The 15,139-nt window shown below is 66.7% G+C and carries 15 protein-coding genes; 11 read left to right on the top strand and 4 right to left on the bottom strand.

From position 1 onward, the window contains the following. Together bchI and Ga0609869_RS04920 are read right to left on the bottom strand one after the other, a co-directional pair. A complete protein-coding gene (gene bchI, locus Ga0609869_RS04925) occupies positions 1-1,005 on the bottom strand; it encodes a magnesium chelatase ATPase subunit I (RefSeq protein ID WP_125406139.1) in 1,005 nt (334 codons plus the stop codon). Continuing rightward, on the bottom strand, positions 1,002-1,784 hold the full coding sequence (locus Ga0609869_RS04920; protein WP_125406142.1) for a spheroidene monooxygenase: 783 nt from the start codon (positions 1,782-1,784) through the stop codon (positions 1,002-1,004). Before Ga0609869_RS04920 ends, bchI begins: the two co-directional genes overlap by 4 nt. Before the next feature lie 129 nt (positions 1,785-1,913). Between Ga0609869_RS04920 and Ga0609869_RS04915 the strand changes: the two genes are divergently transcribed. Genes Ga0609869_RS04915 through tspO form a run of 3 tightly spaced genes read left to right on the top strand, consistent with a single transcriptional unit; the run spans position 1,914 to position 5,051 of the window. After that, entirely contained in the window at positions 1,914-3,470 is a 1,557-nt protein-coding gene (locus Ga0609869_RS04915) for a phytoene desaturase (protein WP_125406145.1), read from the top strand. Position 3,471: 1 nt separating this feature from the next. Beyond that, on the top strand, positions 3,472-4,524 hold the full coding sequence (gene crtB / locus Ga0609869_RS04910; RefSeq protein WP_125406148.1) for a 15-cis-phytoene synthase: 1,053 nt from the start codon (positions 3,472-3,474) through the stop codon (positions 4,522-4,524). A 41-nt stretch (positions 4,525-4,565) separates the two neighbouring features. After that, complete coding sequence (gene tspO, locus Ga0609869_RS04905) at positions 4,566-5,051, top strand: tryptophan-rich sensory protein TspO (protein WP_281273281.1); 486 nt, start codon at positions 4,566-4,568, stop codon at positions 5,049-5,051. A 57-nt stretch (positions 5,052-5,108) separates the two neighbouring features. Here tspO and crtC read toward each other — a convergent pair whose 3' ends face one another. Continuing rightward, positions 5,109-5,984, bottom strand: a complete 876-nt coding sequence (gene crtC / locus Ga0609869_RS04900; protein ID WP_125406363.1) for a carotenoid 1,2-hydratase — start codon at positions 5,982-5,984, stop codon at positions 5,109-5,111. Continuing rightward, positions 5,981-7,516 carry a 1-hydroxycarotenoid 3,4-desaturase CrtD gene (crtD, locus tag Ga0609869_RS04895; protein WP_125406150.1) on the bottom strand — a complete coding sequence of 512 codons (1,536 nt, stop codon included), beginning with the start codon at positions 7,514-7,516 and terminating at the stop codon, positions 5,981-5,983. The genes crtC and crtD overlap by 4 nt, the downstream gene beginning before the upstream one ends. A 114-nt stretch (positions 7,517-7,630) precedes the next feature. On the opposite strand from crtD, the gene Ga0609869_RS04890 reads away from it, so the two are divergent. The 8 genes from Ga0609869_RS04890 to pufQ all read left to right on the top strand — a co-directional run bounded on the left by Ga0609869_RS04890 (position 7,631) and on the right by pufQ (position 15,124). Next, complete coding sequence (locus Ga0609869_RS04890; RefSeq protein ID WP_125406153.1) at positions 7,631-8,503, top strand: polyprenyl synthetase family protein; 873 nt, start codon at positions 7,631-7,633, stop codon at positions 8,501-8,503. Further along, the gene (locus Ga0609869_RS04885; protein ID WP_125406156.1) at positions 8,503-9,663 is read left to right on the top strand and encodes a methyltransferase; all 1,161 of its coding nucleotides are present in this window, start codon (positions 8,503-8,505) and stop codon (positions 9,661-9,663) included. The genes Ga0609869_RS04890 and Ga0609869_RS04885 overlap by 1 nt, the downstream gene beginning before the upstream one ends. A gap of 113 nt (positions 9,664-9,776) precedes the next feature. Next, the gene (bchC, locus tag Ga0609869_RS04880) at positions 9,777-10,724 is read left to right on the top strand and encodes a chlorophyll synthesis pathway protein BchC (RefSeq protein ID WP_125406159.1); all 948 of its coding nucleotides are present in this window, start codon (positions 9,777-9,779) and stop codon (positions 10,722-10,724) included. Then, positions 10,714-11,718: a chlorophyllide a reductase iron protein subunit X gene (locus Ga0609869_RS04875; protein WP_125406161.1), complete on the top strand. Its 1,005-nt coding sequence runs from the start codon at positions 10,714-10,716 to the stop codon at positions 11,716-11,718. The genes bchC and Ga0609869_RS04875 overlap by 11 nt, the downstream gene beginning before the upstream one ends. After that, complete coding sequence (locus Ga0609869_RS04870) at positions 11,711-11,845, top strand: hypothetical protein (protein WP_281273283.1); 135 nt, start codon at positions 11,711-11,713, stop codon at positions 11,843-11,845. Before Ga0609869_RS04875 ends, Ga0609869_RS04870 begins: the two co-directional genes overlap by 8 nt. Continuing rightward, a complete protein-coding gene (gene bchY, locus Ga0609869_RS04865) occupies positions 11,842-13,422 on the top strand; it encodes a chlorophyllide a reductase subunit Y (RefSeq protein WP_125406164.1) in 1,581 nt (526 codons plus the stop codon). Before Ga0609869_RS04870 ends, bchY begins: the two co-directional genes overlap by 4 nt. Next, entirely contained in the window at positions 13,422-14,906 is a 1,485-nt protein-coding gene (bchZ, locus tag Ga0609869_RS04860) for a chlorophyllide a reductase subunit Z (RefSeq protein ID WP_125406167.1), read from the top strand. The genes bchY and bchZ overlap by 1 nt, the downstream gene beginning before the upstream one ends. Beyond that, complete coding sequence (pufQ, locus tag Ga0609869_RS04855) at positions 14,903-15,124, top strand: cytochrome PufQ (protein ID WP_125406170.1); 222 nt, start codon at positions 14,903-14,905, stop codon at positions 15,122-15,124. The genes bchZ and pufQ overlap by 4 nt, the downstream gene beginning before the upstream one ends. Positions 15,125-15,139: the final 15 nt, after the last annotated feature.

Here is a 15,139-nt window from a genome sequence, read left to right as displayed (position 1 = left end):
TCACGCCAGCACCTCCTCCACCACGCGGGCGACGCGCGTCGTCGAGCCCGCCTCGTCCAGCGGGTCGCGGCGCAGCCGGTGCCGCAGGCAGGAGGACGCGACGCTGCGCACATGTTCGCGGGTCACTTCCTCGGCGCCCTCGAACCCGGCCAAAGCGCGCGAGGCGCGCAACAGTGTCAGTTCGCCCCTCAGCCCGTCGGACCCCAGTGCGAGGCACAGCTCGGCGCAATCGCGCAGCATCGAGTCGGGGGTCTGGACCTGGCCGAGATGGGCACGCGCGGCGAGGATCTTGTCGCGCAGCACCGCGTCTTCTTGCAGCCAATGGGCCATGAAGCCCTCGTAGTCCATTTCATAGGCGTCGCGGCGGCGGATCACTTCGATTCGCACGTCGATATCCTTGGGCGAGACCACTTCGACCGACAGTCCGAACCGGTCGAGCAGCTGCGGGCGCAATTCGCCCTCTTCGGGGTTGCCCGAGCCGACGAGGACAAAGCGCGCCGGATGGCGGATCGACAGCCCCTCGCGCTCGACCACGTTCTCGCCCGACTGGGCGACATCGAGCAGCAGGTCGACGATGTGGTCCTCCAAGAGGTTGACCTCGTCGATATAGAGATACCCGCGATTGGCGCGCGCCAGCAGCCCCGGCTCGAACGCCTTTTCGCCCGAGGTCAGCGCCTTTTCAATATCGAGCGCGCCGACCACCCTGTCTTCGGTGACGCCGAGCGGCAGGTCCACCACGGGGGTGGCCCGCTCGACGATGTCATGCTGACCGACATGCGCCCATTCGGGGCACTTGTCGAGCGTGGGAGAGTTCACCGGGCAGCCCGCGACCACCTGGATCGGCGGCAAGAGCGCGGCGAGCGCCCTGACCGCCGTCGATTTCCCCGTCCCGCGATCGCCAAAGACCAGAACGCCACCGATAGCAGGGTCGATGGCCGTCAGTACCATCGCCTGTTTCATCTCCTCCTGGCCGACGATCGCGGAGAAGGGAAAGGGTTGTGTCATGCAGGTTCTTCCGTTTTCTTCGGCGCCTTCTTTTTCTTCTTCTTCGGCGCCGACTTGGGTTCGTCAAATGTACGGCCCGTGGCGAGCAGACTCATCGGGCTTCCGCCCTCCCACGTACCCTCTTCTTTCAGGATGTTGAAGCGGGCATACAGTTCTTCCTTGAACCAGTCGCCTTCGCGGACCTTTTCAACCGCGTGGCCATGCGGGCAATCGCCATAGGCAAAGCCGCTCATTTGGTCGGCGTTGTTCCACAGGGAGAAGGTCACCTGCTGCACCCAGGGCACCTCCGCCATGCCGATATGGAAGACGCAGTTGGGGTGCTTGGCCACCCGTTCCTGAACTTCCGGCACCTGGGACCAGAATTGCAGCGCCAGGGGCAGCTTGACGGTGGCACGGGTCAGCACGGCGATGTTGCCGCTGTCGTCGGGCTTTTCGGTGACATCCAGCGGCTCGACGCCGGACCACATGCCGCGCGCCGAAGTGGGCGCCAGGTAGATGGTGTAGGTTTCGCAGGAATGATCGCGCAGGGTCTTGTGCGTGATGCTCTTGGCCAGCCCCTGCTCGGCGGCGTCCATGTCGACCCAGACGCAGAGGATCGCATTCACATCCACGTTCGGGCGCGGGTTGAAGCCCTCGTCGGACCCGGTGCCCAGCATCTTGAAGAACTCCAGCCCCGGCTCGTTCTTCAGCGCGAACCGTCCGCGTGCCATCTGGCTGAACGCTTCCAGCCGTGACGCCCAGTTGTCGTACCGAAAAAAGCTGATCGTGGTGACTTGCATGAGCGATTCTCCTTCGAGACTGTCAAGTATGTGTGACACTTTGGGTGCGACCGCAAGGGCGGTGCCCCTCTGCGAACGCTTAGGCTAGGAGTCATTGTAAACTAAACTAGACAGGTTTAACCTAGCGACATGATGACACGAGTCGATCCCGAACTGGCAGACGAAGCCGCGCGCGCGCGAGGGCCGCATGCCATCGTAATCGGCGCGGGGCTGGGTGGTCTGGCGGCCGCGATGCGGCTGGGCGCCAAGGGCTATCGCGTCACGGTGATCGACAAGCTGGACGTGCCTGGCGGGCGCGGCTCGGCGCTGTGGATGGACGGCCACCGGTTCGATCTGGGCCCCACCATCGTCACAGTGCCGCAGATCTTCCGCGAGCTCTGGGCCGCCTGCGGGCGCGATTTCGACGCCGATGTAAACCTCGTGCCGATGGACCCGTTTTACCAGATCGTCTTTCCCGATGGCGAGCGGTTCACCGCGCGGCAGGACACCGAAAAGATGCGCGCGGAAGTCGCGCGGCTGTCGCCTGGCGACCTGGCCGGCTATGACAGGTTTCTGAAAGACAGCGAGAAACGCTACTGGTTCGGGTTCGAGAACCTCGGCCGCAAGCCGATGAACAAGTGGTGGGACCTCATCAAGGTGCTGCCGGTTTTCGGCCTGCACCGCGCCGACCGCTCGGTCTACGCGCACGCCGCGCACCGGGTGAAGGACGAGCGCCTGCGCATGGCGCTGTCGTTTCACCCGCTCTTCATCGGCGGCGACCCGTTCAACGTGACCTCGACCTACATCCTCGTCAGCTACCTCGAAAAGGAATTCGGGGTGCATTACGCCATGGGCGGCGTCGCGGCGATCGCCCAGGCCATGGCCAATGTCGTGGCCGGGCAGGGCGGCCTCATGCGGATGGAAACCGAGGTGGACGAGATCCTCGTCAAGGACGGCCGCGCGCGCGGCGTAAAGCTGGCCGGGGGCGAGGTGATCCCGGCCGATATCGTGGTGTCGAACGCCGATTCGGGCTTTACCTACCAGCGGCTCCTTCGCAACCACAAGCGCAAGCGCTGGACCGACCGCCGGCTCGACCGGACCCGCTGGTCGATGGGCCTGTTCGTCTGGTATTTCGGCACCAAGGGCACACGCGACATGTGGTCCGACGTGGGCCACCACACCGTGCTGAACGGGCCGCGCTACAAGGGGCTGGTGCGCGACATTTTCTTCCGCACCGATCACCTGGCCGCGGACATGAGCCTTTACATCCACCGCCCCTCGGTGTCCGACCCCTCCTGCGCGCCCGAGGGTGACGACACGTTCTACGCCCTCTCGCCGGTGCCCAACCTGCATGACGGCGCGCCGGTGGACTGGACGGCGATGGGCGAGCGCTACCGCAAGATGGTGCAGGATTTCATGGAAGAGTCGCTGTTGCCCGGTCTGGGCGAGCGCGTGACCGCCAGCACTTATTTCACGCCCGAGACGTTCCGCGACCGCTACCGCTCGCCCCACGGCGCCGGTTTTTCGATGGAGCCGCGGATCCTGCAAAGCGCCAATTTCCGTCCCCACAACGTGTCGGAAGAGGTCGGCGGGCTTTACCTCGTCGGCGCCGGGACGCATCCCGGCGCGGGCCTGCCCAGCGTGATCACCTCGGCCGAGGTGCTGGCGAAACTCGTGCCCGATGCGGCACATGTCGCGGCCGAGTGACATGATTGCACCGGCGGACCTCGCCTATTGCGAAGCAGCGATCCGCACCGGGTCGTACTCTTTCCACGCGGCCTCGCGGCTTTTGCCGGGGCGGGTGCGCGACCCGGCGCTGGCGCTATACGCCTTTTGCCGGCTGACCGACGATTCCGTGGACCTGACCGACGAGAAAAGCGCCGCGGTGCTCAGCCTTGGCGAGCGGTTGGAGCTGATATATCGCGGCACGCCCCGCGATGCGCCCGCCGACCGGGCCTTCGCCGCCGTTGTCGAACAGTTCGCCATGCCCCGCACCCTGCCCGAGGCCCTGCTGGAAGGCATGGCGTGGGACGCGATGGAGCGGCGCTATCCCACGCTGTCGGGCGTCTACGCCTATTCCGCGCGGGTCGCCGCGGCCGTGGGGGCGATGATGACCGTGCTGATGGGGGTGCGCTGCCCCTATGCGCTGGCGCGGGCCTGCGACATGGGCGTGGCGATGCAGCTGACCAACATCGCCCGCGACGTGGGCGAAGATGCGCGCGCCGGAAGGCTCTACCTGCCGCTGGACTGGTTCGAAGACGCCGGGCTCGACCCCGAGGCGTTTCTTTCCGATCCGCGGCCGACGCCCGAGATCCGGCGCATGGTCAAACGGCTGGTCGCCGATGCCAACCGTCTCTATTTCCGGGCCGAGGCTGGTCTGTCCGAGCTGCCCTTGTCGTGCCGCCCGGGCATGTTTGCGGCGCGGTATATCTACGCCGGCATCGCGGCCGAACTCGGCCGCGCCGATTATGACAGCATCACGCGGCGTGCGCATACCACCAAGACGCAGAAACTCGGCTGGCTTGCGGCATCGGCAATCAAGGCCGGCTCCGGCGCGGTGATGCCGCGCTCGGCGGTACTCTATGCCAAGCCGCTGCCCGAAGTTGCCTATCTGGTCGAGGCCGCCGCCGATACCAAACCCGACCACAGCCCCTGGGGCCAGGGCCGCACCGGCGAACTGATCTCTGTGCTGGCGCAGCTCGAAGCGCGCGAGCGCGCGCGGCGTGACGCATTGGCCACGTCGGCGCGGCGCGCTAGCTAAGAAGAAGATTCGATTTTCGCCCTTAGCGCAGGAGGCCCACCGTGAGCTTCGACTGGATGCTGTTCGCCCTCTTCATGGGCACTGCCATGGCGGCCGGTTCGACCGGCGCCTTTTTTTCGCCCGGCTCGTGGTACGACCGGCTGGACAAACCGGGCTGGACGCCGCCCAACTGGCTGTTCCCGCTGGCCTGGCTGGTGCTTTACATCGCCATGGCGGTGGCCGCCACGCGGGTTGCGGTCTCGGGTCATCCCGGCGTGATCTACGCGCTGGCAATCTGGGGCCTGCAGATCGTGTTCAACACGCTCTGGTCGCCGGTCTTTTTCGGCCTTCACCGGCTCGGCCCGGCGCTCGTGGTGCTGCTGGGCATGTGGGCGTCGGTGCTGGCGATGGTGGTGGCGTTCTGGCGGGTCGACCTCACGGCCGGCCTGCTGGTGGCGCCGTATCTCGTCTGGACAAGCTATGCCTTCGCCCTGAATTTCGTGATCTGGCGGCGCAACCCCGGTGCATCCGAGATGCAGGCGGCCTGAGGCCGCCTGGCGCAACGCCGAGGGTTTTATTGGCCCGCCGCTGGTGCGACGCGGGCCCTACTCGGCAAAGCGCCAGCCGCGCCGGCGGGGCACCTTGACGGCCAGCATCGGCTTCAGCCAGGGCGAGGCGAAGCGGTTGAGGTCGAGCGCCTCGTGCACGCCCACCATTTCTTCCCCGAAGACCTTGGTGCGCACGGTCGAGCGGCAGTAAAACGGCGCGTCGAGCATGTCATGCACCTGGTGGGGCACATAGCCCGGGTCGGCCCGGGTCTCGCGCCGCACCTGCCACAGCGACCGGCGGAACCGGGTGCGCGGCGGCGCGTCGATCACCTCGACCGTGCCATCGGCACCGAAATGCAGGCCAACCGCCAATTCCGAGCCATCCCTCACCGTCGCGTCGTAAAAGCAGTAGGCGCCGTTGTCGTGCGTCGGGAACCGGCCCCAGGTCCAATAGCTGAAATCGTCTTCCAGCGCGTGGATCCCGAAATTGGCGTCGAAATAGCCGTGGCCCGTCCAGTGCCAGCCCGGCTGGTTCAGGTCGACCTCGATTTCCGACGACGGCGCGAAGGGGCGCCAGACATGGCTGCCATCGGCCTTGAGCGGCAATTCGACGTCCGTGACCGCCGAAGGCGTCACTGTCACCCGGCCCTTGAGCCGGTGCATGTGCGGCCAGGCCAGTTCGTCGATCTCGACGATCAGCTTGCCGCCCTCCCAGCGCAGCGACGAGGGCCCCACCTGAAAGGTTGTCGGCGTCTGGCGCAGCGCGGGCTGGCCGCGGTCGGTCATCGTCCAGCGCCCGCCGCGCCCGTAGGTGGCCACGTTGATGCAGACGTGGTCTTCGGGGTTCTTGCGGCCCGACCAGCGGTACCACGGAGAGAAGACCGAGCCGATGAAGGCAATGATCGAGATCTGTTGATTTCCGTCGTTGCTTATGCCGTCGACGTACCACCAGGCATAGCCGTCGGGCGGGACGTCGAGGTTGAAGCAAGGTCCGTCAATATCGCCGCGGCCGCGTGCCGGCCGGAGAGGGTTGCCATGGGAATGCCCGCCCCCGGATGCGCCCCGCCCCCCGCCAGGTAGACCCCCGGCACCGTCAGACGGGCCGTCGGTCTCTGAAAGGCCGCCATCAGCCCGTGCGGGCTCCGCCCGTAGAGGGAGCCTTCCGACGCCGGAAACAGACGTGCGAAATGACGGGGCGTTGTCAGCCATTGCACCCCGGGCCGGGGATCGAAGGTCAGCCCGAACCGGGCCAGCGTTTGGAAGGTGCGTGTCCGGCACGTCTCTTTCTCCTCGTCCGTCGCCTCGGCCCCGTCCGCAGAAGGGGAGGCGTTCATGATGATCTCGAAGCGTTCGATCCCGTCGGGCTGCTGGCCCGTGCCCCTGTCCTGGGCGCAGATATAGAGCGTTGGGTCCTCGGGCATACGGCCCTCGGCGATGGGGCCGAACTCGTTCTCGGGCGCGTCGCAGAAGAACACGTTGTGATGCACCATCTCGGGCCCGTGGGGCACCGCCGCAAAGCTCCAGACATAGGCCGACAGGCTGCGGGGCCGGGTCGCGGCCTCTGGCAGAGCATCGCGCAGCGCCTCGCCCATCAGCCCGGCGCCAAGCGCCGCGGGGTCGCCGTTGAAGACCACGCGCTCGGCCGGCAGGCGGGTGCCGTCGTCGAGATAGACCGCCGCGACCGCGCCGTTCTGTATCTCTATGCGCGTGGCGGCGGTTTCAAAGCGAAAGCTCACGCCTTGCGCCCGCGCGAGACGCTCCAGCGACCGGGCCAGCTGGTGCATACCGCCCTCGACCCGCCAGACCCCCTGGGCCTCGGCATGCCAGACCAGCCCGAGAATGGCCGGCGAACGAAAGGGCGAGCCGCCCACATAGGTGGCGTAGCGGCCGAAAAGCTGGGCCAGCCGGCGGTCCGAGAACTGCGCCGCAAGGCTTTGCGCCAGCGTCCTGTGCGGCGCCATGGCCGGGATAAGCGCGGGGTGCCGCATCACATGGGCGGTGAGACGGCCCATCGAAGGGGTGACCGCGCGCATCATCGGCGCGTCGAACGCCTCGAACAGGCGCTTGGCGCGGCGGCAGAACGCCTCGAACTCGGCCCTGGCCCGGGCGCCCGCGAAGGCGCCCACCGCCTCGGCGCTGGCCGCCTGGTCAGCGTAAAGATCCAGCGTGCTGCCATCGGGCCACCAGTGTCGGGCCAGTACCTCTTCACGGTGTAGCGTCACATAGTCGCTGAGACGGGCGCCGACGCTGTCGAAAAGCTCTTCGAAGACCGGTCGCAGGGTCATCACCGTGGGGCCTGCATCGACCGGCCCGGCATCGGTCGTGAACGTGCGCATCTTGCCGCCCGGCACCGGCGCGCGGTCGATCACGGTCACATCCAGCCCGGCATGGGCCAGCCGGATCGCGGCCGAAAGCCCGCCCATGCCGGCGCCGATGACAACCACCTTCTCGGCGGGTGCGGCCATTGGTTCTCCTCAAGAAATATTGACTCGAAAGGATAGAGTGTCCAATCTGATTTACAATCTCAAATGTCTCGTCAGGCTGACACGCTCTGACGCATCAGACGACAGGAGTTTTCAATGGGGCTTTCGCAACGTGTCGAGTCGGCCATAGGGGCGGCGATCCGGCAAGGGCAGGGCGACTCGGCGCCGGCACAGCTTGCTTCGGCGCTCGAATACTCGGTCACGCCCGGGGGCGCGCGCATCCGCCCCACGATCTGCCTGAGCGTGGCGATGGCCTGCGGTGACGACAAGCCGGCGCTTTCCGATGCCGCCGCCACCGCGCTGGAGCTGATCCACTGCGCCAGCCTGGTGCATGACGACATGCCCTGTTTCGACGATGCCGATATCCGCCGCGGCAAGCCCACGGTGCACAAGGCCTATGGCGAGCCGCTGGCGCTACTGACCGGCGACAGCCTGATCGTGATGGGCTTCGAGGTGCTGGCACGCGCCGCGCCCCACGATTGCGAGCGCGCGGTCGAGCTGATCCGCATCCTCGGCAAACGCACCGGCATGCCCTTCGGCATCTGCGCCGGGCAGGGCTGGGAAAGCGAAGAGACGGTCGATCTGTCCGCGTATCATCAGGCCAAGACCGGGGCGCTGTTCATCGCCGCGACCCAGATGGGTGCGGTCGCAGCGGGGCAAGAGGCCGAGCCCTGGCAAGAGCTGGGCGCGCGCATCGGCGAGGCGTTCCAGGTCGCCGACGACCTCAAGGACGCGCTGATGGAGGCCGAGCAGATCGGCAAGCCCGCGCATCAGGACGAGGCCAACAACCGCCCCAACGCGGTGTCCGAACTCGGCGTGCCGGGCGCGGTGGCGCGGCTCAACGACATCCTGTCCGGCGCCATCGCCTCGATCCCGTCCTGTCCGGGCGAGGCGGCGCTGGCGCAGATGGTGCGCAAGACCGCCGATCGGCTGGTGCCCACGGCGGCCGCCCAATACGCAGCGGAATAATGACCGACACCTTGTCGCAACCCGGCCCCGCGCAACCTGCGCGGGGGGGCGGTTGGCGTCGCTGGCGTAACCGGCGAATCGCGTCGCCCGCCTTTCAAAGCTGGGCCAGCCGGTTTTTTCTCACCCGCGGCCGCTCTCGCCGCGAGGGTGAGCGGCTGTTCGATCTGGTTTCGGGCTTTGTCTATTCGCAGGTGTTGCAGGCGGTCGTCGAACTGGACCTCCTGGAGGCCCTCCGCGACGAGGCCCAATGCACCGCGGCGCTGGCCGCGCGCACCGGTATCCCCGAGGACCGGATAGAGGCGCTGGCCCAGGCCGCCACCGCGCTGGATCTGTTCGAGCGGGTGAAGGGCGGCTATCAGCTTGCCCCCCTCGGCGCGGCGCTGATGGGCGTGTCGGGCCTGCGCGAGATGATCCTGCACCACAAGGTGTTCTACCGCGACATGGCCGATCCGGTGGCGCTGCTGAAAGGCGAGGGCGAGACCGAACTGGCCCGGTTCTGGCCCTATGTCTTCGGCGCCGGCAGCGCCGAGGACCCGAGCGTGGCCGAGCGTTATTCGAAACTCATGGCCGACAGCCAGACGCTGGTGGCCGAGGAAACGCTGCGCACGGTCAAGCTTGACGGGGTGCGGCACCTTCTGGACGTGGGCGGCGGCACCGGCGCCTTTCTGGCCGCCGTGGGTGCAGCCTATCCGGACCTGAAGATGACGCTGTTCGATCTGCCCGCGGTGGTGCCCGCCGCCGAGGCGCGATTTCAAGAGGCCGGCATGGCCGGACGCGCTGCGGTTGTCGCCGGCAGCTTTCGAGACGACCCGCTGCCGCAGGGCGCCGATTCGATCTCGCTGATCCGTGTGCTGTACGACCATGCCGATGAAACCGTCGAGGCGCTCCTGGCCAAGGTTTTCACCGCGCTGCCCCCGGGCGGACGGCTGATCGTGTCCGAGCCGATGTCGGGCGGTCGCAACCCTCAGCGGGCGGGCGACGCCTATTTCGCGTTTTACTGCATGGCGATGCAAACCGGGCGCGCACGCTCGGCCGAGCGGATCGCCGGACTGATGCGCAAGGCCGGGTTCGAGAGGGTCGAAACCCCGCGCACGCGACGGCCTTTCATCACGTCGGTGGTGACCGGGTGTAAACCTGATGCGGCGAATGGCGCAGGTTAAGATGTCTAATTAGGTTGACACTTTGCCCTGTCAGAATAGACTGACAAAAAGTTGAACACCCGTAGACGTGAGTCTCGGACACCGGACTCACCGACATCGAGGGGGAGGCGCAAATGCAAACGACGGCTGTCATCCTTCGAGGGCCCAGGGAGCTGGGTCTCGAGCGGTTGACGCTGGCGGAGCCGGGCGCCAAGGACCTTGTCGTGCAGATCAGCCATTCGGGCATCTCCACCGGCACCGAAAAGCTGTTTTACACTGGAAACATGCCCCCTTTTCCGGGGATGGGCTATCCGCTGGTGCCCGGCTACGAGGCGGCCGGCGAGGTGGTCGAGGCCGGGGCTGAAACGAATTTCAAGATCGGCGATCGCGTCTTCGTGCCCGGTGCGAATTGCTACGAGGGGGCCTTTGGGCTCTTCGGCGGTTCGTCGCGGCGGATCGTCACGGATGCCAGCCGGGTGACCCAGATCGACCCGGGGCTGGGCGCCGAGGGCGCGCTCTTGGCGCTGGCCGCGACCGCGCGCCACGCGCTGGCCGGCGTCGACAAGAAGATGCCCGAACTGATCGTCGGCCACGGCGTTCTGGGCAGGTTGCTCGCGCGGTTGACCATCGCCGCCGGCGCCTCGGCCCCCACCGTGTGGGAGATAGACCCCGACCGCCAGGGCGGCGCGTTGGGCTATGACGTGATCCACCCCGATGACGACCCGCGCCACGACTACCGCACGATCTACGACGCCTCGGGCGTGGGGTCGCTGCTCGACAGCCTCATCACCCGCATCGCCAAGGGCGGCGAGGTGGTGCTGGCCGGGTTCTATACCGACCCGCTTTCCTTCGCCTTCCCGGCCGCCTTCATGAAAGAGGCCCGGCTGCGCATCGCTGCCGAATGGGACCGCGAAGACCTGATTGCAACGCGCCAGCTCGTCGAGTCTGGCGCGTTGTCGCTGGGGGGGCTCATCACCCACTCGGTGCCCGCGGAAGAGGCCGCAGAAGCCTATGAAACCGCATTCAACGATCCTGCATGTCTGAAAATGATCCTGAACTGGGGAGCCGCGCATGACGCTTGACGTCCCGAATATCAAAGACATCGATCAGCGCCTTCGTGACGAGGCGAATGAGCCGCTGGACGACGAGATTCCCGTGACCGAACCGACCAAGAAAACCCAGATCATCGCGATCTACGGCAAGGGCGGCATCGGCAAATCTTTCACGCTGGCCAATCTCAGCAACATGATGGCCGAGCAGGGCAAGCGCGTGCTGCTGATCGGCTGTGACCCGAAATCGGACACCACGTCGCTGTTGTTCGGCGGCAAGGCCTGCCCGACCATCATCGAGACCTCGACCAAGAAGAAGCTGGCCGGGGAAGAGGTGAAAATCGGCGATGTCTGCTTCAAGCGGAACGGCGTTTTCGCGATGGAGCTCGGCGGGCCCGAGGTCGGCCGCGGCTGCGGCGGGCGCGGCATCATCCACGGCTTCGAGTTGCTGGAAAAGCTGGGCTTCCACGATTGGGATTTCGACTACGTGCTGCTCGACTTCCTGGGCGACGTGGTTTGCGGCGGCTTCGGCCTGCCCATCGCGCGGGACATGGCGCAAAAGGTGATCCTGGTCGGATCGAACGACCTGCAATCGCTCTACGTGGCCAACAACGTCTGCTCGGCGGTCGAATATTTCCGCAAGCTCGGCGGCAATGTCGGCGTCGCGGGCCTGGTGATCAACAAGGATGACGGCACCGGAGAGGCGCAGGCCTTTGCCGATGCGGTGAACATCCCCGTTCTCGCCGCGATCCCGCAGGACGAGGACCTGCGCCGGAAATCCGCGAACTACCAGATCGTCGGAAGCTCTGAAAGCAAATGGGGCGATCTGTTTGCCGGGCTGGCCAGCGCGGTTGCCGAGGCGCCGCCGATCCGGCCTGCGCCGCTCGACCAGGACGGCCTTCTTGGCCTTTTCTCGCCCGAGGAAACCGGCGCCGGGTTCGAGTTGCAGCCCGCCTCCGACGAGGACATGCGCGGCAAGAACGCCAAGCCCAAGAAATCGCTGGAAGTGGTCTACGACGATGTTTGACCTCAAAGAGCTTTCCCGCTGGGACGCGGCGCTGGAGCGCCTTGCGCAGGACAAGACCCCCGCACCCGAGGCCCAAAAGGCGCCCGAAAAGGCGCCGGCGCCCGTGCGGGAGATGGAGGACGCATGACCGAAGAGGTCAAATACGATGAGGCCCACACCGCCGAGGTGATCGAGGGCGCCCCGCGCGCGGCCGAAGGCCAGCGCGACGGGGCCGACCCCGCCCTTGGCGACGGGATGGGCTGCCATGCCGGTGCCGCCGAGATGGACAAGGCCGCGCGCGCCGCCGGGAAATCCGAAATTCTCGATCAATACGCCAAGGACTACCCGCAGGGGCCCCATGACCGGCCGCAAAGCATGTGCCCGGCCTTCGGAAGCTTGCGCGTGGGCCTGCGGATGCGCCGCGTGGCGACCGTACTGTCGGGCTCGGCCTGCTGTGTCTACGGGCTGACCTTCGTCAGCCATTTCTACGGCGCACGGCGGTCGGTGGGCTACGTGCCCTTCAGCTCGGAAACGCTGGTCACCGGCAAGCTGTTCGAGGACATCCGCGACAGTGTGCACGAACTGGCCGATCCTGACCGGTTCGACGCCATCGTGGTCACCAACCTGTGCGTGCCCACCGCCTCTGGCGTGCCGCTGCGGCTGCTGCCGACCGAGATCAACGGCGTGCGGATCGTGGGTATCGACGTGCCGGGCTTTGGCGTACCGACCCATGCCGAAGCCAAGGACGTGCTGGCCGGCGCGATGCTGAACTACGCCCGGGCCGAGGCCGAGGCGGGCCCGGTGGCCGCGCCCGAGGGCGGCGTGTCCGACCGACCCACCGTCACGCTGCTGGGCGAGATGTTCCCGGCCGACCCGGTAATGATCGGCCGTATGCTCGACCCGCTCGGGCTTGCCGTCGGCCCCGTCGTGCCCTGCCGCGAATGGCGCGAGCTTTACGCCGCGCTCGACTGCGGCGCGGTTGCGGCGATCCATCCGTTCTACACCGCCTCGATGCGCGAATTCGAAGCCGCCGGCCGGCCCATCGTGGGCTCTGCCCCCGTGGGCCATGACGGCACCGCCGACTGGCTGGCAAATATCGGCGACGCCTTCGGCCTGCCGGCCGACAAGGTGGCCGCGGCGCAAAACGCCGTGCTGCCCGCCATCAAGGGCGCGCTGGCCGGTGCCCCCATCGACGGCACGATCACCCTGTCGGGCTACGAGGGATCGGAGCTTTTGGTTGCGCGCCTGCTGATCGAAAGCGGGGCGGATGTGCCCTATGTCGGCACCGCCTGTGCACGAACCAAGCAGTCCGAGGCCGACCGCGACTGGCTGGAGGCCCGCGGCGTCAAGGTCGTCTACCGCGCCTCGCTGGAAGACGACAAGGCGGCGATGGAAGCGATCAAGCCCGACCTTGCCATCGGTACCACACCCGTGGTGCAGGCGGCCAAGGAGTTGGCGATCCCGTCGCTTTACTTCACCAACCTGATCTCGGCGCGGCCCCTTATGGGCCCGGCCGGGGCCGGCAGCCTGGCGCAGGTCGTCAACGCCGCCATCGCCAACAAGGCCCGCATGGAGCACATGCGCGAGTTCTTCGAGGGCGTCGGCGCGGGCGACACCGCCGGCGTCTGGGAGGGCGACCCGAATCTGCACCCCGAGTTCCGCGCGGCTCACCAGAAGAAGCTGGACAAAAAACGCCGCGCCGAAAAGGCGCAGGAGATGATCTGATGCTGATCCAGGATCATGACAGGGCCGGGGGCTACTGGGGCGCGGTCTACGCGTTCACCGCCGTCAAGGGCCTGCAGGTCGTCATCGACGGGCCGGTCGGGTGTGAAAACCTGCCGGTGACCTCTGTCCTGCATTACACCGACGCGCTGCCGCCGCACGAGCTGCCCATCGTCGTCACCGGCCTGGGCGAGGAAGAGTTGGGCCGCGACGGCACCGAGGGCGCGATGAAGCGCGCCTGGAAAACGCTCGACCCGGCGCTGCCAGCGGTGGTCGTCACCGGCTCCATCGCCGAGATGATCGGCGGCGGCGTCACGCCGCAGGGCACCAATATCCAGCGCTTCCTGCCGCGCACCATCGACGAAGATCAATGGGAAGCGGCCGACCGGGCGATGACCTGGCTCTTCACCGAGTTCGGCATGACCAAGGGCCGGATGCCCCCCGAGAAAAAGCGCGAAGAAGGCGCAAAGCCGCGGGTCAATATCCTTGGGCCGATGTATGGCGTGTTCAACATGCCCTCGGACCTGGCCGAGATCCGCCGGCTGGTCGAAGGCATCGGCGCCGAGGTCAACATGGTGCTGCCCCTGGGCGCGCACCTGGCCGAGATGCGCAACCTGGTGAATGCCGACGCCAATATCGTGATGTATCGCGAGTTCGGACGCGGCCTCGCCGAGGTGCTGGGCAAGCCCTACCTGCAGGCGCCGGTGGGCATCGACTCGACCACCAAGTTCCTGCGCAAGCTGGGCGAGATGCTGGGCCTCGACCCCGAGCCCTTCATCACCCGCGAAAAGCATTCGACGATCAAACCCGTTTGGGACCTGTGGCGTTCCGTCACGCAGGATTTCTTTGCCACGGCCAGCTTCGCCATCGTGGCGAACGAGACCTATGCCCGCGGCATCCGGCACTTCCTGGAAACCGACATGGGCCTGCCCTGCGCCTTTGCCGTGGCCCGCAAAGCGGGCGCAAAGACCAACAACAACGAGGTTCGCGCGCTGATGGCACAGCATCGGCCGCTCGTCGTCTTCGGCTCGATCAACGAGAAAATGTACCTTGCCGAGCTCTCGGCGGGGCACGGTCCGAAGCCTGCGTTCATCCCCGCGGGCTTCCCTGGTGCAGCGATCCGCCGCGCGACCGGCACGCCTTTTATGGGCTACGGTGGGGCCACTTATCTGGTTCAGGAAGTCTGTAATGCGTTGTTCGACGCGCTTTTCCATATCCTGCCGCTCGGAGCCGAAATGGACTCTGCCGCGGCCACGCCGACAAAGCTGCGGCGCGACTTCCCGTGGGACGAGGACGCCCAGGCGCTTCTCGACAAGATCGTTGCCGAACACCCCATTCTCACCCGCATCTCTGCCGCCAAATCCCTGCGTGACGCCGCCGAGCGCGCCGCGCTGGAACAGGGTGCCGAGCGCGTGGTGCGGGAAACCGTCGAAGCCCTCAGGACCGGCGGAATCGAAAAGCTTTCAACAGGAGGACGGACATCATGACCGATCAGACTTCCGACATGCACATGGTGCGCACGCACCGTGCGCCCAGGGCGGAATTCACCGTCTATTTCGCCATCATCTTCTTGGCCGCTTTGCCCTTGGCGGTGATCGCCTGGGCGCTGGCGCTGGTCAAGCAGGGCGACCTGAACACCAAGGGGCCGATCTCGCGGGCATGGAGCCAGGCGCGGATCATCACGCCCATGATTTTCTCCGCCTGACCAAGGTCATGCGGA

The organism is Rhodovulum iodosum (assembly GCF_041020385.1).
Lineage (GTDB): Bacteria > Pseudomonadota > Alphaproteobacteria > Rhodobacterales > Rhodobacteraceae > Rhodovulum > Rhodovulum iodosum.
The sequence above is the reverse complement of the archived record's forward strand: the minus strand, read 5'-3'. Positions and strand labels throughout refer to the sequence as shown.